The organism is Enterobacter cloacae complex sp. P38RS, from assembly GCF_014930775.1.
Classification (GTDB): domain Bacteria; phylum Pseudomonadota; class Gammaproteobacteria; order Enterobacterales; family Enterobacteriaceae; genus Enterobacter; species Enterobacter bugandensis.
In genome coordinates this window covers 139,558-162,583 of sequence record NZ_JADBRS010000007.1, presented here as the reverse complement: position 1 = coordinate 162,583, position 23,026 = coordinate 139,558, and the positions used below count along the sequence as shown (strand labels likewise).

Genomic DNA, 23,026 nt, shown 5'->3' with positions numbered 1-23,026 from the left:
GTTCTGCCGTACGCACGCCATATCCGACGCCACCAAAAAGTATGGAGGTATGGAGGTGCCCGAGGTTAAGCGCCTGAAGTCGCTTGAGAAAGAGAACGCCAGACTCAAGAAGCTGCTTGCCGAAGCCATGCTGAATAAGGAGGGGCTTCAGGTGGTTCTGGGACGAAAGTACTGATGACAGACCACAAACGGGAAGCCGTTAAGTTTATGTGTGATGCGACCGGTCTGTCACAACGTCGTGCTTGCAGGCTGGCAACCCAACGCAGAACGGGTTTATTGAGAGCTTTAACGGACTATTGCTCGATGAATTTCTGAATGAGCACTGGTTCAGCGATATAGTTCACGCCAGGAAAATTATTAATGGTTGGCGGCAGGATTATAACGAGTGTCGTCCATATTCAGCACTGAATTTTCAGACGCCGTCAGAGTTTGAAGTCCGGTGGCGGAATGGAAAATAAGAAGATAAACAAAACGACATTACTAGCTGACGGTTGTATCCAATGCTGGGTGTAGATCATTGGCAATTGCTTTCAGAGGGCTTGTGAAAAACGCTCCCCGCAAACTTTTTCACTCATCCCAGCAATATTTCCCTCCCTCATCCGTCTACCTCATCACAAGCCATAATCAGTTACTGCAAACGAGGTAAACACCATGAGAGATTTTGAAATGCACGGCAGAGGTCACGGGCGCGGATTCGGTCGTCACCGTATGGGCAAGGGCTTAGTCATCGGCGCGGTGATTTTCATCGTGCTCGGCCTGCTGGTGATGTCCCTGTGGAACGCCTTGCTTCCGGCGATCCTTGGCGTGAAGGCCATCGGATTCTGGCAGGCGCTGGGGATTCTGGTGCTGAGCCGCATTCTGTTTGGCGGATTAGGTTTTCGCCCGGGGATGTTTGGCGCGCACCGCCGGATGCACGAGCGCTGGATGAACATGACGCCTGAACAGCGCGAGGCGTTTATTCAGCAGCGTCGCGAAGGTTTTGGTCGTCACGGTCGCGGTCACTGCGGCTGGCATGGCCATCGTGACGATAAGCGCGATGACGCCGCGCCCAAAACGCCGGAAGCAGAGTGAGCGAAATGAAAGCCGGGGAGGCGGGCGGATCCATGCTGATGTCGGCGCTCAACGCCTGTCGCGCCCGGCTGAAAGCCTTCATTCGCGGACGGACGTCCGTTCGCGATGATGCCGACGACATTTTGCAGGAAGTCACGTATCAGCTGATGAAAGTGGAGCAACCGGTCGAAAACGTCGCCGCCTGGCTGTTCCGCGCGGCGCGTAACGAGATGACCGACCGGGCGCGCAAAAAGCGCGAGGTGTCGCTCTCCGGCTATTTTACGGGCGAAGATGACGAGGGTTTTCCGGAAGACGAGCTGGCCGAAACCCTGTTCGGCGTACCGCAAACGCCGGAGGAGGAGTATCTCAAAACGCTGCTGTGGGAAGAGCTGGGGCAGGCGTTGTCAGAACTCCCACCACCGCAGCGCGAAGTGTTTGAAAAGACCGAGCTGCACGGCTACAGCATTAAAATGCTGGCAGAGGAGACGGGGGCCAGCGAGCAGGCGCTTCTATCCCGCAAGCACAAGGCGGTGCTGTTTCTGCGCACGCGTCTGCGGGATATCTACGACGCGCTGACGGGGGAATAGCAGCGACAGACAAAACCTTACACTTCCGGCACTTGTAGATTCATCACTATCGTTTATGATCGGGGCGTCTTGTTACTCTGGAATATTATGCGCAACCGTCAGCTCCTCGGAAAATGGCTTTTGATCATCACCTGTCTCGCGATGGCGATTTGCCTCGTTCAGCGTGTGGTGATGCTCAACCATTTTTTACAGGGACTGGATCCGCAGATTTCACTGAGTGCAGATGCCCCAACCCAAAGCAGCACCGAGCAGTTCGGGCCATCGCCCTGCCAGCTGGGCGCCCAGTCGCTTCTTTGTGCCCAGCCGCTGTTCTTCGACGGCGCGCTGCCGGCTATCATTATCTTCTTCGCGCTGTTACAGCTGCTGACGCAAGGGCGGGCATTCGCTCCCGCGGAACAGCCGGTTCAGGCACCGCCTCCCCGAATACACCTTAAAAACTGCGTTTTCCGTGAATGAAAATCATCGTCACCACACGATAATTTTTCACTGTTCACGGAGTAATACATGGTTAACCTCTTCAGGGGATTCGTCCTCCTGTGGCTGTCCTGCATCGGCATTGCCCATGCGGCAGACACCGGCTGGCAGGTCTCCCCACAAAACGATCACGCCCGCATCCGCTTTCAGGCGGAGAGGGAACAAACGCACATTAAAGGCCTGCTCACCGTTGAGCTAAAGCCCGGCTGGAAAACCTACTGGCGATCGCCGGGCGAGGGCGGCGTCGCGCCAAAAATCAGCTGGCCGGAAGGCGTAACGGATAGCTGGTCCTGGCCGGTTCCTTCGCGCTTCGATATCTCCGGCATGACCACGCAGGGGTATCACGATAAGGTCACGATTCCGATCGTTCTCGACGGGGTGAAGAGCGACGCGCTCAATGGAACGCTCACGCTCTCCACCTGCAGCAACGTCTGCCTGCTGACGGACTACCCGCTGCATCTCGATTTTACCCAGCCGGTGGATGAGGGCTTCAGTAGCGCCTTCGAGCAAGCGATGCGCGCCGTGCCCGGTACGTCTGGCGTATCCACGGATCTCTCCGCCTGGCTCTCTGGCGATAAGCTGGTGATTACCGGCACGACGGACGGGAAGTGGGACAATTCGGGGATCTACTTTGACCCGCTGGAGGGTGACATTCTGCCCGGCGAGCCGGCCATTAAGCACGACGGCAACAGGCTTCGGGTGACGGTACCCGTGACCGACGAATGGGGCGATAAACCCGCCTCGCTGGAAGGCAAGAGGCTGTCGTTTGTGCTGACCAATGGCGGTAACGCGCAGCAAACCACCATGACCGTTGGGGCAACGCCCGCAGAGTCTTCCGCGCCTGAAGGAACGGGTAAAATGGTGCTTTTTGCCCTGCTTGGCGGATTGATCCTGAACCTGATGCCCTGCGTGCTGCCGGTAATGGGCATGAAGCTTAACAGCATCCTGCAGGCGGGATCGGACAGGCGCGCCATCAGGCTACGCTTCCTGGCCACCAGCGCCGGGATCCTCACCTCCTTTGCGCTGCTGGCCGCGATGGTGACCGCGCTTAAGCTGACCGGAGCGTCGCTGGGGTGGGGCATTCAGTTCCAGAACCCGTGGTTTATCGGCCTGATGGTTGCCGTGACCTTCCTCTTTGCGCTGAACCTGTTTGGGGCGTTTGAGATGCTGCTCCCTTCTGCCGCCACCGGGCGGCTGGCAACGGCAGGGGGCACAGGGCTTGGCGGCAGCTTCTGCGAAGGGATGTTCGCCACGCTGCTTGCCACGCCGTGCTCCGCGCCGTTCCTCGGCACGGCGGTTGCCTTTGCCCTTGGCGCGCCGCTGCACGCCCTGTGGCTGATCTTCCTGATGCTGGGCGTGGGCATGAGCCTGCCGTGGCTGTTTGTGGCCCTGGTGCCGAAAACGGCCATGCTGCTGCCAAAACCCGGCCGCTGGATGAACACGCTCAAAACGATCCTGGGCCTGATGATGCTGGCCTCCAGCCTCTGGCTGGTCACGCTGCTGAGCCTGCATCTCGGCGAGGCGGTCAGCCAGGTCGTGATGCTGGTGCTGATCGTTATCGCGCTGGCGCTGTTCGCGAAGAAGGGGCAAACCTCCTCGCCGTTATTCTGGGTCGTGGTCATCGCGCTGTCGGTGTTCGGCGGGTATCAGCTGCGCGGGTTGCTCAACTCACCGTCAGACGCCACCACGCAAAGCGTCGCACAGACCATCCCGTGGCAGCCGCTCAGCGAGGAGGCCATTGAGCAGGCGCTGGCGCAGGGGAAACGGGTGTTTGTGGATATCTCGGCGGACTGGTGCGTGACCTGCAAAGTTAACGAGCACCGGGTACTGCGTCAGCCGGACGTTATTGCCGCGCTGAGCCAGCCGGACGTGGTGGCCCTGCGCGGAGACTGGAGCCAGCCCTCCGCGCTTATCGCGGAGTTTCTCGCGAAGCGAAACCGCTACGCCATTCCCTTTAATGAGGTCTATGGCCCCGGCACGCCTGACGGAGAGATCCTCTCGCCGCTGCTGGACAAGCGCACCCTGGTCACCACCCTGAACAACGCAAAAGGCTGATGCATTATGAAAAAATTCTTTATTACGCTTATGCTCCTGCTGACCTCGGCTCAGGTCATGGCAGCCCAGCCGCTGACGCCGGACCAGGAACAGCGCGCGCAGAAGATGATCGCTGATTTCCTGTTTAACGATCCGGATTCGCCGCGTATTGGCGCGAAAAACCCAAAGCTTACCCTGGTGGTGTTTACCGACTATAACTGCCCGTACTGTAAGAAATTCGATCCTTACCTGGAGAAGATCGTCGAAAAACACCCTGATGTGGCGGTGGTCTTTAAGTTTTTACCTTTCCGCTCGGAAAGTTCGCTGACCGCCGCGCGCGACGCGTTAACCGTCTGGCGCGCGCATCCCGAGCAGTTTATGAAATTTAACCATACCCTGATGGCCAAAAAGGGATACCACGATGACGCCAGCATTCAGGAGGCGCAAAAGCGCGCGGGGGTGAGCGTCAGCGCGCCGGATGACGAGAGCATGGTGTCGATCAAACGCAGCCTGATCGTCGCGGAAAAAATGGGAATTCAGGGCACGCCCGCCACGCTTATCGGCGAAGGGCTGCTGCCCGGCTGGGTTCCTTTTGAACAGTTCGACGAAATGGTCAGTGACGCACTGAAAAACCGCTAACCTGAAGGGGGCGGAATGCCCCCGACAAACCGGAGAGGGAAATGAAAAAATTACTGTTACTTTCGGCGCTGGCGACCTCAGGGCTGGCCCAGGCCGCTGATGCCATACCGGATGTGGTGAAGCAGTTCAGCGAGCAGCAGCAGATCAAAATCATTAAGAAACTGGATGCCCCCGGCGGCGCACCGGCCTGGCTGGGGCAATATCAGGACATGGGCGTGACGCTGTTTTTAACGCCGGACGGCAAGCACGTTATTTCGGGCTATTTGTACGATGACAAAGGAAAAAACCTCAGCGAAGGCTATTTCCAGAAAGAGATCTACGCTCCGATGGGACGCGAGATGTGGAAAAACCTCAATGCGGCGCATCCCCTGAAGGAAGGGGCAGATAACGCCCCGCGTAAGGTCTTTGTCTTCGCCGATCCGTTCTGCCCGTACTGCAAGCAGTTCTGGGCCGAAGCGCAGCCGTGGGTGAAGGCGGGCAAGGTTCAGCTCAACACGCTGCTGGTGGCGTTTCTTAACCCCAACAGCGGGCGCAACGCCTCTGCGATCCTGAATGCGAAAGATCCGGTTTCGGCCTGGCGCGAATACGAGCTTTCCGGCGGTAAAAAATTACCCAAGCCTGAAGGCGAGGCTTCCCGCGAAACGGTAGCGATCCTGCAGAAACACCAGGCGCTGATGGACAGCCTGGGTGCAAACGCCACGCCGGCCATTTATTATCTGAATGCGGAAAACGAACTGCAGCAGGTGGTCGGTATGCCGGACGCGCAGCAGCTTGAGGCAATGTTCGGGCCGAAGCCTTAAGAAATCAGGCAGAAACGGGGTGTTTCTGCCTGATAGTCACTTAGCTACCCCAGCGTCCTTTGAGGTAGTTCACCGCCTGCTGGGTCTGCGGCTGGTTCAGGTAATCTTCCCGGAACAGGATGGTGCCGTTCACGTTGGGCAGCGAATCGTTAAGGTCGAGCTGTTTTTTTAGCTCCGGAACGCCGCCCTGTACCGTCCAGTCCGGCTCATTTTTCGACGGTTCGCCCACCTTGTAAAACGCGATACCGATATACAGGCGGGTGTGGGTCGGCTTGACGACGTCGGCCCACCATTTGGTCAGCACGTCGTAGCGCGCGGCGTCCCGGGAGAAGGGCCAGTATATCTGCGGGGCAATGTAGTCCAGCAGGCCCTGCTGCACCCACTGACGCGTATCGGCGTAGGATTCATCGTAGGCCGCGGCGCCGCGCGTGTCCGAACCCGCCGGGTCAAAGGAGCGGTTCCGCCACACGCCCGCCGGGCTGACGCCAAACTCCACGTTGGGCCTGGTCTGCTTGATCGCGCGGGAGACCTGCACGATCAGCTGCTGCGTATTGTGTCTGCGCCAGTCGGCTTTTGAGGCAAATCCCTGGCCGTACTGCCGCCAGGTTTGCGCGTCGTTGAGCGCGGATCCCGGCGATTCAGCGTAAAAGTAATCATCAAACTGCACGCCGTCTACCGGGTAGTTTGCCACCACTTCGGTCACCACTTTGGTTATCCAGTCGCGCACTTCGGGAATGCCCGGGTCGAGAACAAAACGATCTCCGGAGACGCGTACCCATTCCGGGTGCTGAACATAAACGCTGGACGGGGTCAGATATGAAGTCCGGTTCAGGGCGGCGATGGTTGAGGGCTTAGTATTGGTCGACACGCGGTAAGGGTTGAACCAGGCATGAACCTTCATGCCGCGCTTGTGCGCTTCATCCAGCATAAACTGCAGCGGGTCGTAACCCGGATATTCGCCGATGTTGCCCGTCAGCATATCTGACCACGGTAGAATTTTTGATGACCAGAGCGCGGTGCTGTCCGGCTTCACCTGGAAAAATACGGTGTTAATCCCGAGGCGCTTAAGGTTGTCGAGCTTGCCGATCAGCGCCTGCTTTTGCATGGTGATGCGCTGGTCGGCGCTGCGGCCGTTCACCGAGGCCACCGGCGGCCAGTCGAGACGAGAGACGGTCGCCAGCCAGACCCCGCGCATCGGCTCGTTTGCCTGCTGCGTCGGTTTGCTGGCGGTGGGAAGAGGGGTAACCAGTGATTTAGGTGGTTTTGAGGAGCAGCTTACAAGTAAAAGCGCGCAGGCAGCCAGCGCACCGATCCGTTTTACGTGTCGCGTCATTTGCGTATTAGCTCTTGATAATTCGACTGTTAGCCCAGGGATTAAAGGCGGGCGCCGCCTGTTCTGCGCTTTCCTCATCGTTGAGGGAGTCCAGATACAGGGCTTCAACTTCCGCGCGCGCCCACGGGGTGCGGCGCAGGAATTTCAGGCTCGATTTAACGCTGGGATCTTTTCTGAAACAGTTAATTTTGATGCGGTCGCCCAATTCGCTCCAGCCATACTTCGCCACCAGGGCGTTGACCATCATCTCCAGCGTTACGCCATGTAAAGGATCTTTGGAAATGTGTGCAGTCATAGGCGTCCGGATGTCTCGATTTTTAGGGGATTGGGGTAAACGCTGAAAGGGTACAAGAAAGCAGGGGAAGCGGCAATTTTCCTTTTCCCCTCGCTCACTTTATGACGGACTCCGTGCGCTGATTTTCACCGACAATTTTTCCCGCGCTGTTTTCAATCGTAAACCGAATCGACACGTTGTCCTGGCCCACGGGCGTAGCCGTCAGCGTTTTGACCATCGTTCCCGAGTCTGCTGCGATCGTCATCGTCGTCGTGCCTTTAGCCAGCACCTTGTCGCGCTGGGTGATACGCCAGGTCAGGCGGCATTCGCTGCACGGTTTCCAGGTGTCGTTGATGGCCCAGAGGCGCACGGTCGCCGCCGCGCCGGATTGCCACTGCGCGGTGACCGGTTCGATGGACGGCAAAACAGGCTGGTACGCGCGCTGGAGCGCGTAAAACCCGGCTTTAGGCTTACGCAGGTAGTCCACCACGCCCCAGTTGATGGAGGGCCAGGTTTCCACAAACATAAAGTGGAACAGGGCCGTCACCGGCTGGTATCGCTGTCGGCGATAGCTTTCGGCCGCCGTGGCCACCAGCTGAGACTGGTACGCCTGGGTATTGCGAATCATCGCCTGAATATTCTTCCCGCGCGGAATACCGGCGAACTTAAAGGTCTGGAAGGGCTGAAAATTATGGTATTTCCAGACGGTCCAGCCGGGATCGTCGGCGGCGGTCGTTTTTGGCCAGAGCGACGCCGCCGGGATGATGGTTTTTAGCGTTGACAGGCGGGGAAGCGCCTGCGCGCCGAACTCGGTAATGATCCCCGTTTTGGCTGGGGCCAGCAGGTCGCGCACGGTGCCAAAGTACCAGCCCGCCCAGTAATGCTCCTCAACGGCGGAGAAGCGGTGCACGATGCGGGAGGTATCTTCGGCAAGCGTATCCGCCACCTTTTGCGTGAGCTCGCGATTCAGATCTTTATTCCAGTCCGGGAAGCGTTTTTCCATCCACGGCGAATTCCACGGCGGTTCGTTATGCCCGCCCCAGACGATGATGGCGGGCGAATTGCCAAACTGTTCGATCATCTCCCGCGTCTGTCGAACCGCATTTTCCGTGAAAGCCGCACTGTTGTTGTAGCCCCACTGCAGCGGAACATCCTGCCAGATCATCATGCCCATCTCATCGGCCACGTCATACAGCGCGCGCCCCGCAACGTGTCCGTGCACGCGTATGGCGTTGGCGTTCATGGCTTCCACCAGACGAAGGTCGCGTCGGTATTTTTTCCGCGTCATGGTGCCGAGCCAGGGGGAACCGATGTAATTGCTGCCCTTAATAAAAAGGCGCCTGTCGTTTATGAGCCAGCCCTTATTGTCGGGCTGCTCGACGATTTTGCGCAGCCCGGTGCGGGTTACCGCCGTGTCCATTAAGCCGTTTGCATCCCGCAACGCCACGCGAACGGTATACAGGTGGGGTTTTCCGGTACCGACGGGCCACCACAGTTTTGCCTTCGGCATGGGCAGCGTCACCTGCACGGAATGGGCGCCGCTTTCGAGGGTAACCGGAAAGTCAGCCTGATAGGGCCTGCCGCTGAAGTTGGCGGGCGTGGCAGTGAGCCGCACGGTCGCCGGGCCCTGACCGAGCGCGCGATAGCGAATATCCGCTTTTAGCGTCGGGCGAGTCAGCCCCTGCGACCAGTCGGGGCGCAGGATGGTCTCATCAAGGGTGGCGCCCCGGCTAAGGTGCAGCCGGACCGGTGCCCAGATGCCGCCCGAGTTAGCGTCCTGTCCTTCCGGCGACCAGGCGCCACCGGGACGCGTGTCATGCTGATTCAGAACCCCCTTCATGACCGTTTTATGCAAAGGCCAGATCTTGTGCGGATCTTCGTAGGGGCTGTCTACCCTGACAATGAGCCGATTGTGACGTTGTAACGCCGGGCTGGCGTCCAGCGAAAAGCGCTGAAAGTAGCCCTCATGCTTGCCCAGCGGCTGGCCGTTCAGGGTCACCTCTGCCAGGTAATCGACGCCGTCAAACACCAGGGTACTCATCACGTCGGGGGGCTGCACGGGCAGGGAAAACGCGTGCTTGTACCACAGCGCGCCCTGATGATCGTACCCGGCGCTGTACCAGTTGGCAGGAACCTGAAGCGGGTGCCAGCCTGATGCGGCAGGATGTGCGCTGTCATTGGCATCCTGAACCTGCCATTCTCCGGCCAGAGACCAACTGACCGGCGCAGAGTTCGCCACCGCGTGGGTGGTCAACAGGGCAACGAGCAGCGTGCAGTTGCGAGCGTTCATTTGTTTACCCCGCGCGCGTTGAGCCACGCCATCAGGCGCAGCGATTCCTGGCGAAGATTTTCTTTCAGGGCCGCAAGCTGGCGCCCATCCAGCGTATGCGCGTCGCTTTCCAGCACCTGCAGCTGCTGTGCGAGCGTGCTGAAGTCCAGGGTGACGGCTTCTCCGCGCAGCTTGTGGGCCGCGCGTCGCAGCGCCTCGCGGTCGTTGCTGTCGATCGCCTGGGTAATGGTTTTGATTGCTTCATTTAGCCCTTCGCCAAACAGGGCCAGCAGCTCCTGTACCAGGGTGGGATCGTCAGCGCACTGCTTCAGCAGGCGTGCTTCATCCGGAAAACCGGAGGCGTCTTCGTGGTGCTGGCGCACGCGGGCAATCTCTTCAGCGAGACGCTCCTGGCTGATGGGTTTGGCAATGTAGCCGTCGAACCCCATATTCAGGCAGCGCTCTTTATCCCCCTGCATGGCGTGTGCGGTCATGGCGACGGTGGGTTGAGGCGGTCCGGGCCGGGACTGCTCTTCTTCACGAAGCAGGCGAATGGCGGTCTCACCGTCCATCTCTGGCATCTGAAGGTCGATCAGTAAAACGTCCCACGTATCCGCGCGCCAGCGTTCAAGCAGCGCGACGCCATTGTCGACGATCTGACAGCTATGGCCGAGCCGCTCGAGCAGGCGCGCGGCGACCTTCTGGTTGACCAGATTATCTTCAGCCAGCAGGATCCGCAGTCCCGTGGCTGCAGGCGAGGCGACAGGCGCGGGCGTGCTTTCACCCACGGGTGCTGGCGAACGTTCAAACGCGGCGGCAATCGCCTGATGTAATTCATCCTGGGCGATAGGCTTATGCAGATAGTTCTTGATTCCGATCCGCTTCAGCATATTGATTTCAAAATGTCGGCTCATGGAGCTCAGCATGATGATATGGCTTTCAGCAACCTGCGGCAGAACCGAAAGCTCAAGGGCCAGAGACACGCCGTCCATATCCGGCATCTGCGCGTCCAGCAGGATCAGGGGCCACGCCGTTCCCGTTCTAACCCGGTCAATGGCCTCGCTGGCGTTGTTAACGCAGGTGGGTTTCAGTCCCATCTGGCTGAGCATCGCGGCCAGCAGCCGCAGGTTGGTCGCGTTATCATCAACCACCAGCACGGGTTCACCGTTAAAGCGCTGGCTATGTGGGCGCTCTCCGGGCGCAAGGGTTTGCTCCGCCAGCGGCAGCGAGAACGAAAATTCGCTGCCTTTTCCCGGCTCGCTGGAGACCGTTAATTCGCCCCCCATGGCCGCAACCAGTCTTGCCGAGATGGTTAGCCCGAGCCCCGTACCGCCATAGCGGCGGGTGGTTGAGTTATCCGCCTGGCTGAAGGCTTCAAAAATAGCCTTCTGCTTATCTGCCGGTATGCCAATGCCGCTGTCGCGCACGCGAAAACGCCATTGATTCGCGCTATCGCCGGGCTCAACAACCAGGATAACTTCTCCCTGATGGGTAAATTTCAGCGCGTTGCCCAGCAGATTGGTCAGGATTTGGCGCAGCCGCGCGCCGTCAACCAGCAGCACGTCGGGAACGTCGGGCGCAATATCAACCAGCAGCTCGATGCCTTTTTCGCTCGCCCCCGGCATGTGCGGACGAATGAGCGACTGAATAAAGGGGCGGACAGGAACGGGTTCCGTCTCCAGCTCCACTTTGCCGGCTTCAATTCGGGAAAAGTCGAGAATATCGTTGATGATATGCAGCAGAGACTGGGCAGAGCTCATCACCAGGGTCAGATAGTCGCGCTGATCGGCACTCAGAGACGTATCCAGGCACAGCTGGGTCATGCCAATAATGCCGTTCATCGGGGTACGAATTTCATGGCTCATATTCGCCAGAAACGCGCTTTTTGCCTCATTGGCTTTTTGTGCCTCAATGGCCGAGGCGAACGCCTGAATTTCAGCCTCTTTGCGCCGCGTAATATCCTGCAGCGTGCCAATAACGCGCTCTGCGTTTCCCTCAATGGAGAGCGTAACCACCTGGCCGGACAGCAGCATCCAGCGCAGCCCTTCGGTAGGGTGATGCACGCGAATTTCACATTCAAAGACCGGACGATGATCCTGCTTCGAAGCGTGCAGCGCCTTGCGTAGCGCTGCGCGATCGTCCTCGTGGACCTGATTGAGGAGAAAACGCACCGGATATCGCCACTGTGTGCGCGACTGGCCCAGCATGGCAAGCAGGGTATCGTTGACCTGGAGCGTGTCGCCGGAAACCTGCCAGTCCCAGATCCCGATATGAATGGATTCCGCCGTCAGCAGAAAGTCGTCATGCAGCTGGTGGCGCGCGCGCTGCGCTTCATCCAGCTCCGTAACATCGCTGTGCAGGCTGACAATACCACCGTCCGCAAGCCGCTGATGCTGGACGAAGATCCGCCGCTGGCCCGCCTGGCGCACCTCGCAGTGTTTATCCTGCCGACAGTTGCGCACGATCGACTCGCGCAGCGTCTGGCGCAGGCCGGGATCGACGTTGTAAACGGCGTCGATAAAGCGTTCCGCCAGCGCTTCAAGAGTGGTTCCCACCGTCAGCCACGGGGTTATGACCGGATAAAACAGGGCAACGTTGTGATTCCAGGCCTGCAGGCATTCATTACGGTCATAAATCATGACGGCGGCCGGCAGCGCGTTAAGATCGTACGTGAATGAACTCATCGTGATTCCCCCTACGCGCGGTAGTGCAGTTCTGCCTGTCGGCGAAGGTATTCCAGCCCGGGCGCGATCGCCATGGCCCAGGCGGTGAGGATCTCATCGTCGCACTGCGGATCGCGCAGGCTCACCGCGTTCAACATCGCTTCGCGCCAAAGGGCAAAAAACCGCGGGGGAAGGTGGAGGCCGTCGTCGCTTTGCTCCCGCGCCAGGCGCTCGAGAAAATCAGGGACAATCAGGGCACCGTCGACCGCAAGCATGGCGAAGAAGCTTTTAAACAGGGTCTGCTGACCCTCCCGATCCGGCAGACGAGAAAAATGCGCCTCGGTTTCGGGTGACATATGGACGAAGGCGTCATAGAACGTCTGAAAAAACGCGGTTTTTTCATTATTCGGAAAGACGCGGTTCAGGCTGGATTCAAACAGATCGCGATAGAACTTCACGGCGTCCTCCTTAGGGTGCTTTCGCCCGGCAGACAGTGTCCGATGGGCGTGTATTGCTCCGCCAGGCGGCGTGAGAAGTAGCTCTCTTTCTTCGACCGACGCACGTCAAACAGAGGGCCGGCGTTGTGTTTAAAGAAAAGGGCTTCCAGCACCGTGGCGTTGGTCGAGAGGGTTAAGGCAGCGTTGGTATCGCCCGTGGCTTCCTGACGGCCTTCATACCAGCCTTTCTGCGGATCGTTAAGGTGTTTGGTGACCGTCATCAGCACGTCGGTGTACGGGGTGTCCCACAGTGCCCACAGGGCAAAAACCGCTTTGGTCGATACCTGCGCGAAACGGGTGTAGTCCCGGCCATCGTCTCCGACAGAGTTCCAGGCATAGCCATTTCCCCAGACGGTATCCTGGATATGCCAGGGCGCCTGAGAGAGCGTGAAATCTGCCCTGGCCGTCAGGATTTTATCGGTCTCCCAGCGGGTCTTCTGGCTCAGCCAGACGTTTTCGGCCTGCTTGCGCAGACGCTGTTGCAGATCGGCCGCAACGCCTTCTGGCTCCCAGCCAAACTCCAGGCCCGGCAGCATATAGGGAAGGGTGGTAATCAGAGAGGGCTGCCACGTGGTGCGCGGATCGCGGGCATCGACGGCCAGACGCCGCTGGGCGATGATGACGTGGTGCGCCGGGGGCGTAAACGCTTTATCCGGGGAAAATCCCCACAGCTGAAACGCCGTCGCGGCATATTCACTTTCGCCCAGCCGCAGTTCCTCCCGCACGACCGGCTGACCGTTTTGCAGGGAAGAGGACCATAGCTCGCCTTCGCTATCGATGACCGGGCAGAAATTCCAGCGCAGGATAATTTTATCCAGGTATTCGCTGTACTGCGGCTCCCGCTCTGCGGTAAGGCGCAGGGCGAGCATCAGACGCGCCATGTCGCGCGCGGACCAGCCGTTTTTGCTGGGCTTGCCGCTAAAGTCGACTGGCGTCGCCGTCTGGCTGGAATAGAGTCGACCCGGCGTTCGGGCATCGGTCAGCATTAGGCGGTTAAGGGTGCCCATGAGACGTGTTAAGCGAGCGTCATACTCGGCGTCCTCAATCAGTCCCAGCTCTTTTGCCGCCAGCAGGGCGATAAGCGTATCGCCCATTTGCCAGAGCGTGACGCGGGGCTGTTTGTCGCTCCCGTTGACCAGGCCCGTTTGCGGCTGGGTATTATTGACGAAATAGCGCCAGGCGATCGTCGCCCACGTCTGCTCTTCCGGCGTCAGGGCGGCGATACGCGCGCTGGAGTGCCAGCCGCCGTGGATTAGCCAGCGCCAGCCTGCGCCCTGATGGCCAAACAGGGCAAAGATGACCCCGCCTGCAAGGAGTAATCCCGCGAGCCCTCTGGCTAAGGTTTTAAGCATTGCGCAGTCACCGGAGGCAGTTTAACGGGCTCGTCCACGCTGCATGACGCGCACTGACAGGCCTGACAGGCGGGTTTGGTACGCTGCGTGACGCCCGTCCGGTCGCACCAGCTTTTTATGGCCGGTGTGCTGCTAAGGAACGGACGGCTGCGCAGCGCGTTGTTCTCTTCAAACTGATCGAGCAGCTTGCGATCCCACAGCGACGGGGCAAAATCCTTGCTCTTTGGGTTGTCGGTGTTGAAGGCCAGCAGTTTTCCCTCTTTCTTGAACAGCAGGGCTTCCAGCATGATGCCGTTATTGTTCGCGGTGAACTCTTTGATCGGGCCGTCACCGTTTTCATACAGCCCTTCGTAGTAGCCTTTTCCCTCTTCGTTGGCATTCTCAATGGTATTCAGCAGGCGGTCGGTATAGGGGGAGTTCCACAGCACCCACATGCCCAGCGCCGCCTTCAGCGATATCGCGGCAGCGTTGGGGACGAACTGGCCTTTATCGGTAATGGTGTTCCAGTTGTATCCGTCGCTGAAGACGGTGTCATAGACGAAGTAAGGGGCCTTATCGAGCTGGTGCTCGGAGCGCGCGGTGAGGACGCCGGTAATGGTATAGCGGTTCTCCTGAGCCTGATAAACGCGGTCAGCAAAGTTTTTCATCCACGTCAGGGAGTAGTCGCGCGGGGCGTTATCCCGGTCGGTCGGTTTATCAAAGCCGAACTCCAGCCCGTAGAGCAGGTAGGATTCCGTCACCACGTAGTTATGCTGCGACGTGTTGCGCGGGTCGCGCGTATCGTACGGGACAAGCACGCAGTAGATTTCGGCCAGCTCGTAAGGCTGCGGACGGCTGGCTTTACAGGTATTAAACCCCCAAAGCTGGAACCCGGCCGCGCCGTACTCTTCATAGCCCAGCCGACCTTCCTGAACGTACTTCGGCTGGCCGTTCTCGAGATAGGCCCCGTACAGCGTGCCGCAGGGGTCGATCGCGTGGCTGAAATCCCAGCCGAGCACCACGTTATCAATGCTGTTGCCGTATTCCGGATAGCGCTCTTTGACGATTTTCAGCCAGACCAGCATTCGCCCGATATCCAGCGCCGAGAAGCCAATTTCGCCGGGCTTGTTGGTGTAGTCCACCTTCTGGGCGCTGATGGTGTTATAGGCCTTGTTGGGCAGCTCGTTGCGGAACAGTACCAGGGTGTTTAACGTGGCGAGAAATTTCAGCATCCGGCGGTCAAATTCCGCTTTATCAATGATCCCGAGCTCGCGCGCCGCCGTCAGGGCGGCCAGATAGGAGGCGCTGTCCCACATGGTGGTGGAGGGAAATTTGTTGACCGCATTCACCAGGCCCGTCGTGGGCTGATAGTTGGTGACGAAATACTGCCAGGCGTTTTTCGCGATGGTCATCTCTCGGGCCGTCAGCTCGCCGCTGCGCGGGGAGTAACCTGATGCAGGAAGCTCGGTGTCCGCACGCACGGTCGATAACGCCAGCCAGCAGATCGTTATTCCCGTGAGCAGGTGGAAAAGGATCGGGGATCGTGGCTTCATGGCGTTGCTCCTGCTGAGGGGGAAGTGTAGAGGCAGGCCAGACAGAGCATCTGACCATGCGCGATGTAAGACAGACTTTCCAGCACAATGGCATTGGTATCGGCGTCCACGACGGCATTGACGCTGTTGTTGAGATTTAACCCGCGCTGCCAGCCTTTACCCGGTACCTGAAGCGGCAGAACCTGCTGGCGCAGCGCTTCGCTCCAGCTGTTGCGGAACAGGGCATACCAGGCAAACGCGGTGCGGGTGGAGGTTATCGCCACTTTCTCCGGCACCTCGTCGCGCAGGTTGCGCGCCTGTACCGGCTGCCTGTCCGGCAGATCGTTGACGTAATCCGGCGCCGGTTCGGCGTAATCCGTGCTGACAGGGGGTTTTGGGCTGCGCAGGCTATGACGTCGCTGCTGGATCTGCATAATCCGCCACGCAATCTCAGCGCTCTGCGCGTCAAAGCCCAGTTCAAGGCCGGTTAACAGGTAGGGGAGACTGATCAGGGAGGTTTGCTTGCCCCAGGGCGTGCGTAGCCCTTCATCCGGCACCATCACGCCGTCCAGATCGATCATCTTTTGCCCTTCAGGCGGGTTGGTTACCGCGAGGCCTGCCGCGCTGTCAATCAGGCGCAGCGTATGGCTGGCATAGAGACGGTAGCCAAAGCTGTCCCGCTGTTCGTCATCGGTCAGCGTCCAGTTATGGAGCGGCACGGCCGCCTGGCTTTGAACGTTATGTTCAATCAGAGCGCCGGTGTTCCAGAGGCTGAAGAGATCGTGGATAGCCGCCGCGTGCTGAGGATAGCGCCACAGGAGGGTCTGAAGCGCCGTCAGCAGGCGGCTCAGCCCAATTGCCGAGGCGTCGGGTTTGCCGAGGATTTTCAGGGTGTCGGCATGGTAATACGCAGCTGGGAGGCCTCGCTCGTTGAGCGGCAGCTGCCCCAGCGCGAACAGGGCCGTACCGATCCTCTCGTCGAACTCATCGGCGGAAATAATGTTGAGCTGCTCTGCGGCAGCGGTCGCAAACAGGTAGCTTCCGACGCTCCAGAGGCTCAGCCAGGGTTCACCGTCGCTGGCATTCGCCAGCCCGTTTGGCTGGGTATTATTTACGTAGTATTGCCAGGCGACCCGCGCCCAGATGGCTTCGTCATAGGTCAGGGCGCGTTTCGCAGGCAGCGGCGGGAAGTCTTTGCTGAGCGCGATGCCGCCGCTGCTTTCCACGCGCGTGGGCAGCTGTTTCTCCACCCAGACCACAATGGCAAAGCCGAGCAGGAACCCGAGCAAAATGGTGAGGTAGCTGCGCGCGGGCAGCAGGGCATCACGTATCCTCATTGGGTGACCTCATCCTCTTCGGCGGGCGTCCACATGGCCGCGAAAATCAGCGGCAGCATGGCGGCGATGTTCACCCCTCCCCAGAAAATATTGATGACGTAGCCGGAGGGGTCGTCCACCTGTCCACGCGCCACCTGAATACCGCCCCAGATAAGCCCTGCGAGGGTCAGCACCACAATGGCAATCTGCGGCTTCACCAGGTAGAGAAAACGGCCCGTCTGCCGCTCTTTTGGCGTGACGTGAAATTTGATCTGCTCGCCCCGCAGCACGGTATTGAGCGCGCGCAGGTTCATGGAAAAGAAGGAGAGGTAAGAGGCCCTGCCGTCCCAGGCCGAGATCCCCCATGTCCCGAACATAAACGCCAGTTCAGAGAAGATAAAAAAGGGGAGAAAGTGGAGATAGAACGGCGTCGACCATGCGGATACCGGCGGAATGCCGGTGAACAGATAGATAATAGGCGAAATCAAAAATACCGTGTTCCACACGCAGGCCATGTAAGACCAGAAGGTGGTGGCATACATTAGCGTCTGGGGGAGGGAAAGCCGGAAGCGGCGACGGCTGAAGATATTGTCATGGAACAAAATATCCAGCGAGCCGGCGGCGTATTTAAAGCGCTGGATCATCCAGGTCAGCATATCCTGCGGAGAGAGCATCTTCGACTCCACCCGCGGATGCATGACCGAGCGCCAGCGTCGCGCGGCGTCACCGTGCAGCAGCACCGAGGTGTAAATATCTTCCGAGACGTGAAATTTGTAGGGGGTGAGCTCGGTGTCAAACGCCACGTGCGGGCGCATCGCCTCCTGCAGCGCTTCGCGGGTTTCTTCATCGCGGATGTCGCGGGTGTGGCGATGGATCTCCTCTTCGACGGACCAGACGTAGCTTCTCAGCGCGGCCTGCATGACCGCCTCGCGCCGGTGGATGGAGGCCGCGCCGCAGCAGAAAGCCGCGTTCGCCCAGTTGCGCCGCCGCAGGATCACGTCATAGAACATGCGCGGATCGTTAAAAAACGGGTCGCGGCCTACGGTCACCGGGCCAACACACTTTTGAATCAGCCAGCCCAGACCGTAGCCCACTTTTCCGGCTTTTCGCTGGCCCCAGCGTGACAGATTTTCTCCTTCCGGAAGGTCGAAGAACCACTGCGGCGTCTGCACCCAGGCCACGTCCGGATCGCGAAAATAGCCCAGCGTATGGCTGAGAAGGGTGGGAAATACGCGGGTATCGGCGTCGCAGATAACAATGAAATCACCGTCGGTTTGCTCAAGACCGTTGCGCAGGTTGCCGGCCTTAAAGCCGATGTTGGTCTGGCGGCTGATATAGTTAACGCCTTCCTCGTCGCAGACGGCTTTCATCTCCGGGCGGCGGCCGTCATCAAGCACGTGGATCCGGTAGTCAATCGGGTACGGGTAGGCCATCTTCAGGGCGTCGCGAATGGACAGCCTGACCAGCTCGGTGTCTTCCGAGTAGGTGGCAATGAACAAATCCACTTTAACAGGACGAGGTTCTACGGCCTCTTCCGGAAACAGGCATTCGTTGATTTCGCCGGGGGGCGGACACTGGGGGGGATCCTGTTCTTTCCATAAGTTGATGGTAAACAGCACGGTCCCTATCCACGCCAGCGTTTCGGCGAGGACCAGCGGTATGGCATACCATAGTGCGTCAGTATTCAGGGAGGCGGTCCAGCGCCAGTAAATATAATTTGCACCCAGAATAAGCGCCGCGACCGCTAATACCTGCCAGGTCATCATGACCCAACGCGGTGTTGTTAACGGTTCCGGAGGACGACGATGTTCAAAACGGGAAAAATAAAAATCCATAGTTCCGGCGTTCCTGATTCCGTGAAAATGCAGACCCATTCTGCTGCGCAGACAGTTGCCCAAAAGCGAAAGAAAATAGCGAGTAAACAAGATTTAAGATAAGTGTAGAACGCCGAATAAAAGTGTCCAGCGTCGTTTTTATTAATATGTAGCAGTGGTTAATTTGGATTTAATTCTGCTTAATATATTTCATATGCCGGTGATAAATTGCAGTTACTATTCCTTTAGACTATCTAGTTTATTTAGACCTTAATTTTCGTTTTCAGGCAAAGGACACCCTATGAGCCATGCTGCGCCGTCTATTTCGCAAGAAGATGACGCTAAATCAATGACATGGAGGTATGTCGTTGCAGGTGCCCGTGACCTGAGAATTGACTTTATGCGCGGCATTGCCCTCGTCATGATGGTCGTGGCGCATACGGAGGTGATGTCGATATTTAATATATTCTCCTGGGAGCGTTTTGGGTTAACAACAGGTGCAGAAGGCTTTGTCATTCTCTCCGGGTTTATGCTGGGAATGCTGAATCGCGCGCGTCTGCAAAAAATGGTTTTGCTCACGGTTTCCTGGGGGCTTTATCTCAGGGCATGGAAAATATATCGCGTAAATATCATTATCATAGTGTCGTTTATTCTGCTGGCCTATATCCCACATATTAACGTTTTCGAGGTCACCCATTTTACCGACCGCTTTTCGGGTCAAAGCTGGTCGCTTTATCCTGTGACGCCGCAAATTAAAGAGACCTGGTTCAATATTATTCTCTATTTGCAGATCGGCCCCCACCAGACGCAAATTCTCGGACTCTATATCTTTTTGCTGCTACTCAGCCCGCTATTTTTAGGGATGCTGCAGAAAGGAAAAGTCTGGTGGCTGTTAGGGCTGTCGCTGCTGGTGTACAGCCTGTGGCAGCGGTGGCCGCTCCGGCTGACGCCGTCGGAATTCGAATTTGCCTTCCCGCTGCTCGCCTGGCAGTTCATCTTTGTGCTGGGCATGGCCAGCGGCTGGTATAAAGCCGAACTGCTCTCGTTCGCCCGGACGCCCCCGGGGAAAGGGGTGGTGGTGGCGCTGGTCATGGTGTCGCTGGTGCTGGGATTTGTCGCCCAGAACCATACCAACCCGTTTATGCCGCCCGCGCTGCTGATGCACGTCATCCCGCCTGACAGCTTCAATTCGTTTTATCACACCTGGGCGGCGAAGAATGGGCTGGGCCCGGTGCGGGTATTGAATGATATCGCCCTGATGGTCACCGTCTATCTGGTGCTGACGTATTGCTGGACGCCGCTCAACCGCCTGCTGGGATGGTTCCTGATCCCGCTAGGGCAGCACTCGCTCTATACCTTTATTTTGCATGTGTACGTGGTGCTGCTGGTGAGTCAGTTCATCACCTTCGATTTATGGCGTCACGCCTGGATAGAGAACACGTTAGTGCATGCGGCGGCACTGGGTATTTTGTGGCTGATGGCAAAATACGACGTCGGCGCACGCTGGATACCTAACTAAGGATAGCGGTTATGCGCGAAAAATGGCTTCTGGCGGGCGTGCTGCTCGCCGCGATACCCGCCGCGGAGGCGGCGCAAAGCAGTGATAAAGAAACCCTGCGCGATAAGAACGGTGAACCCGTTCAGGCAGGCGTTTTTACCAGCCGTTGGGGGCGCCTGTTCTCGGGTAACGACAAGAAATTCTCAGGTGCGCTGAGCTTTAGCTCGGGACTGAAAGAGCAGTGGATGAGCATTCCTAACAGTTCAGACACCGCCACGGAAAAGAAAAAGATTAACCAGACGCTGAATCTCAGCCTACAGTATTCCCCCTACAGCTTCTGGTTTGCCAACATTACGTCCCGACTGCCGGTCAGAGACACCAGCCGCTATACCGCCGATTTTCGCTACAGCTTCGGCTACGATGACTGGCACGCCAACACCGTGAGTCTGGTTTACAGCAACTACGGCGATAACCATTTCTGGACATCGGGCAGCCGACGACACACCTATTTCGAACAGGGCGCCTTCACGCTGGCCTATAAGTTTTCGCTACCGAAACCGGTTGAAAACACGCTCCTGATTAATAAAGGGGATTCCATCATTTGCCAGGTCGGGTACAGCTGGGTACCGCGCTACTACGACCTCAGCAGCGATGACATCCGCAAAAATAAAAACGTCATGCTCGGCGGCTGCGGCTACACCTTCAAACAACATTTCTTCGTTCGCGCGACGGCATTCTGGTTCCCGGACAGCAGCCAGCAGCAGCCCTGGAACGGCGATTACAGCTACAGCTTCGGTTATGCCGGCTATACGCCGGGTTCGTTCTCCATCCAGTACGCGAACTATGCGGGAACGCGCTATCCGGGGCACGGCAACGGGAATGCAAAATTCAGGGAAGGGACCGTGAGCCTCATCTGGTTCTTACCGCTTTAGGAGGGATGTATGTCGGCGCTGCACGTGTTAATCGTTGAAGATTCGCTGATTTATCGTCGGTTACTCTCCCGAATGCTCACCCAGTGGGGATATATCGTGAGCGAGGCGGAAAATGGTGTCGACGCGCTGGAAATCTTGTCCAGCCAGCCGGTCAGCATGGTGATAAGCGACTGGGAAATGCCGGAAATGGACGGACTGACGCTGTGTCAGACCATCCGCAACCGTCAGTTTGGCCGCTACGTGTATATCATCCTGTTGACGGCCCGCGAGAATGCCGGGGACTTGACGCAGGGGTTTGATGCCGGAGCGGATGATTTTTTGAGTAAGCCCGTTGAGCAGGCTGAACTGCGGGCGCGGCTCCATGCCGGGGTCCGTATTCTGACGCTGGAGGCGACCCTCGCGGCGCACAACAAGCGCCTGAGTGAAGCGTTGCATCAGATTGAAAAAGATCTGGAACTGGCTGCGCGCGTTCAGCACTCGGTGCTGCCTTCACGCCGCTTACGCTATGGCGACTACTTCTCCGACTGGCTTTTCCTGCCGTCAGCCTGGGTTTCGGGCGATGTGTTCAATATTTTCCCTCTGGATTCACATCTGGGATTCTATTGCGTTGATGTCTCGGGTCACGGCGTGGGGGCCGCGATGATGTCCCTCGCGGTGGCTCGCCAGTTTTTACATGGCCGGGTGGTGGATCGCTTTCTGTTTACCGAAGAGGGGGGGATTCAGTCACCTGCGGAGGTTGTCAGGATGTTGAACAGCCGCTTTTGCAGTGAAGAGAGCGACATCACCAGTTATTTCACGCTCATTTACGGCGTGATCGATCCAGAGACTGGCGAAGGGTGGCTGTGCCAGGCCGGGCATCCTACTCCCGTCATTGTGAACGCGGACAGCGCCGTCACGTCCGTGGGCGATGGCGGACCGCCGGTCGGGCTAATCCCGGATCTGAGCTGGGAAGACGTCGCGTTTACCCTCCATCCGGGGGATCGCTTATGCTTATTCAGTGACGGTATTACCGAGTGTGAGAACGTCAGCGGCGAGCAGTTTGGCCCGCAACGTCTCGAACGCTGGCTTCATGAGCATGCCCGGCTCCCCGTTGACCAGCTCCTGCCGCGGTTCGGTGACCACCTGACCGGCTGGCGCAATGCAAACCGTGATGAACCGATCGCCTTAACCGATGACGTGTCACTGCTCGTGATTGAGCGTCAGGGAGAACAGAATGATAATTAACACCGAACGATTACCGCATGCCAACATTCTCACGCCCGCGGTCCGACGGCTGGACGCCTCCGTTGCTGCGACGTTTAAAGCGTCCGTGACGGAGGAAATCGGCAGCGATCGTAAAGCCTTAATCGTCGACTTTAGCAAAGTGGATTTCATCGACAGCAGCGGGCTGGGGATGCTGGTGTCGTTGTTTAAGCTGATGAACGGAAAAGGCGACATGGCGCTGTGCTCTCTGAACCCCGGGATCATGAACATGTTCACCCTGACCCGAATGGATCGCATCTTCCGTATCTATCCGGATAAACATAGCGCGCTTGCACAGCTGGGGCAGTAGATGCAGAGGCCAGAGCATGCTGAATTTCCGGCGGCGATCGCGTCCCTGACGCCGCTGTCCGACTGGCTGAGAGACAGGCTGAGCGCGCTTCCCGTCGATGACGAGTGGCGTTTCGCCTTCGATCTCGCCGTTTGTGAAGTGGCAACGAATATCATCCGCTACGCGCTTCATGAGGATAATTCGAGCGTCTTTAGCGTACAGTTCGCCATCCGCGGCAATGACGTCTGCCTTGTTTTTACCGACGCGGGTGACGCGTTCCCGCAGGAGCGTCTTGAGATCGCCCGGCGAGACCGTTTCTGCGAAATGTCGCCGCTGCTCGAGAGCGGCAGGGGGCTGATGCTCATATTGCTGAGCGTCGATCGTTTCACTGTTGAACGCGTGGCGGGTAAAAATATCGCCACGCTTGAAAAGAAAATACGCGTATGATCTGC

General features: G+C 58.2%; 20 protein-coding genes and 1 pseudogene. 12 read left to right on the top strand and 9 right to left on the bottom strand.

The genetic code is table 11. From position 1 onward, the window contains the following. Positions 1 to 236 precede the first annotated feature (236 nt). The 7 genes and pseudogenes from IM303_RS22380 to dsbG all read left to right on the top strand — a co-directional run. Positions 237 to 458 (top strand): annotated as a pseudogene (locus IM303_RS22380) (transposase); the annotation flags it as partial. Positions 459 to 651: 193 nt separating this feature from the next. Next, on the top strand, positions 652 to 1,071 hold the full coding sequence (locus IM303_RS11870) for a hypothetical protein (RefSeq protein WP_028013212.1): 420 nt from the start codon (positions 652 to 654) through the stop codon (positions 1,069 to 1,071). A gap of 5 nt (positions 1,072 to 1,076) precedes the next feature. Continuing rightward, a complete protein-coding gene (locus tag IM303_RS11865; RefSeq protein ID WP_083264082.1) occupies positions 1,077 to 1,637 on the top strand; it encodes an RNA polymerase sigma factor in 561 nt (186 codons plus the stop codon). Between the two features lie 87 nt (positions 1,638 to 1,724). Further along, positions 1,725 to 2,093 carry a hypothetical protein gene (locus IM303_RS11860; protein WP_193359961.1) on the top strand — a complete coding sequence of 123 codons (369 nt, stop codon included), beginning with the start codon at positions 1,725 to 1,727 and terminating at the stop codon, positions 2,091 to 2,093. A 48-nt stretch (positions 2,094 to 2,141) separates the two neighbouring features. After that, on the top strand, positions 2,142 to 4,166 hold the full coding sequence (locus IM303_RS11855) for a protein-disulfide reductase DsbD (protein ID WP_193359960.1): 2,025 nt from the start codon (positions 2,142 to 2,144) through the stop codon (positions 4,164 to 4,166). Between the two features lie 6 nt (positions 4,167 to 4,172). Next, positions 4,173 to 4,784, top strand: a complete 612-nt coding sequence (locus tag IM303_RS11850; RefSeq protein ID WP_041909914.1) for a DsbA family protein — start codon at positions 4,173 to 4,175, stop codon at positions 4,782 to 4,784. A gap of 41 nt (positions 4,785 to 4,825) precedes the next feature. Continuing rightward, entirely contained in the window at positions 4,826 to 5,584 is a 759-nt protein-coding gene (dsbG, locus tag IM303_RS11845; RefSeq protein WP_193030687.1) for a thiol:disulfide interchange protein DsbG, read from the top strand. Positions 5,585 to 5,624: 40 nt separating this feature from the next. Here the strand turns inward: dsbG and IM303_RS11840 are convergent, their stop codons facing one another. The 9 genes from IM303_RS11840 to IM303_RS11800 form a co-directional block, all read right to left on the bottom strand. Beyond that, a complete protein-coding gene (locus IM303_RS11840; RefSeq protein ID WP_028013206.1) occupies positions 5,625 to 6,917 on the bottom strand; it encodes a glycoside hydrolase family 10 protein in 1,293 nt (430 codons plus the stop codon). Between the two features lie 7 nt (positions 6,918 to 6,924). After that, positions 6,925 to 7,212, bottom strand: a complete 288-nt coding sequence (locus IM303_RS11835; RefSeq protein ID WP_041909918.1) for a VF530 family DNA-binding protein — start codon at positions 7,210 to 7,212, stop codon at positions 6,925 to 6,927. A gap of 94 nt (positions 7,213 to 7,306) precedes the next feature. Further along, positions 7,307 to 9,481 (bottom strand): glycoside hydrolase family 2 TIM barrel-domain containing protein, encoded by a 2,175-nt coding sequence (locus tag IM303_RS11830; protein WP_193359959.1) that lies wholly within the window; start codon positions 9,479 to 9,481, stop codon positions 7,307 to 7,309. After that, positions 9,478 to 12,144, bottom strand: coding sequence for a response regulator (locus IM303_RS11825; RefSeq protein ID WP_193359958.1), 2,667 nt, complete (start codon positions 12,142 to 12,144; stop codon positions 9,478 to 9,480). Before IM303_RS11825 ends, IM303_RS11830 begins: the two co-directional genes overlap by 4 nt. Positions 12,145 to 12,155: 11 nt before the next feature. Beyond that, positions 12,156 to 12,581, bottom strand: coding sequence for a hypothetical protein (locus IM303_RS11820; protein ID WP_028013202.1), 426 nt, complete (start codon positions 12,579 to 12,581; stop codon positions 12,156 to 12,158). After that, a complete protein-coding gene (locus tag IM303_RS11815; RefSeq protein WP_041909922.1) occupies positions 12,578 to 13,972 on the bottom strand; it encodes a DUF3131 domain-containing protein in 1,395 nt (464 codons plus the stop codon). Before IM303_RS11815 ends, IM303_RS11820 begins: the two co-directional genes overlap by 4 nt. Next, entirely contained in the window at positions 13,957 to 15,504 is a 1,548-nt protein-coding gene (locus tag IM303_RS11810; protein WP_045630442.1) for a DUF3131 domain-containing protein, read from the bottom strand. Before IM303_RS11810 ends, IM303_RS11815 begins: the two co-directional genes overlap by 16 nt. Continuing rightward, entirely contained in the window at positions 15,501 to 16,820 is a 1,320-nt protein-coding gene (locus IM303_RS11805) for a DUF3131 domain-containing protein (protein ID WP_193359957.1), read from the bottom strand. The genes IM303_RS11810 and IM303_RS11805 overlap by 4 nt, the downstream gene beginning before the upstream one ends. Beyond that, the gene (locus IM303_RS11800; protein WP_028013198.1) at positions 16,817 to 18,634 is read right to left on the bottom strand and encodes a glycosyltransferase; all 1,818 of its coding nucleotides are present in this window, start codon (positions 18,632 to 18,634) and stop codon (positions 16,817 to 16,819) included. The genes IM303_RS11805 and IM303_RS11800 overlap by 4 nt, the downstream gene beginning before the upstream one ends. 280 nt (positions 18,635 to 18,914) lie before the next feature. On the opposite strand from IM303_RS11800, the gene opgC reads away from it, so the two are divergent. From opgC to IM303_RS11775, 5 genes are read left to right on the top strand one after another with little or no spacing between them, the layout of a single operon-like run. After that, entirely contained in the window at positions 18,915 to 20,132 is a 1,218-nt protein-coding gene (gene opgC, locus IM303_RS11795; protein WP_193359956.1) for an OpgC domain-containing protein, read from the top strand. 11 nt (positions 20,133 to 20,143) lie between these two features. Beyond that, positions 20,144 to 21,043: a hypothetical protein gene (locus IM303_RS11790; protein ID WP_028013196.1), complete on the top strand. Its 900-nt coding sequence runs from the start codon at positions 20,144 to 20,146 to the stop codon at positions 21,041 to 21,043. A 9-nt stretch (positions 21,044 to 21,052) separates the two neighbouring features. Continuing rightward, positions 21,053 to 22,267 carry a PP2C family protein-serine/threonine phosphatase gene (locus IM303_RS11785; RefSeq protein ID WP_193359955.1) on the top strand — a complete coding sequence of 405 codons (1,215 nt, stop codon included), beginning with the start codon at positions 21,053 to 21,055 and terminating at the stop codon, positions 22,265 to 22,267. Continuing rightward, positions 22,257 to 22,595 (top strand): STAS domain-containing protein, encoded by a 339-nt coding sequence (locus IM303_RS11780; protein ID WP_028013194.1) that lies wholly within the window; start codon positions 22,257 to 22,259, stop codon positions 22,593 to 22,595. The genes IM303_RS11785 and IM303_RS11780 overlap by 11 nt, the downstream gene beginning before the upstream one ends. Further along, positions 22,596 to 23,021, top strand: a complete 426-nt coding sequence (locus IM303_RS11775) for an ATP-binding protein (protein WP_048999588.1) — start codon at positions 22,596 to 22,598, stop codon at positions 23,019 to 23,021. It abuts the gene before it with no gap. The last annotated feature ends 5 nt before the right edge of the window (positions 23,022 to 23,026 follow it).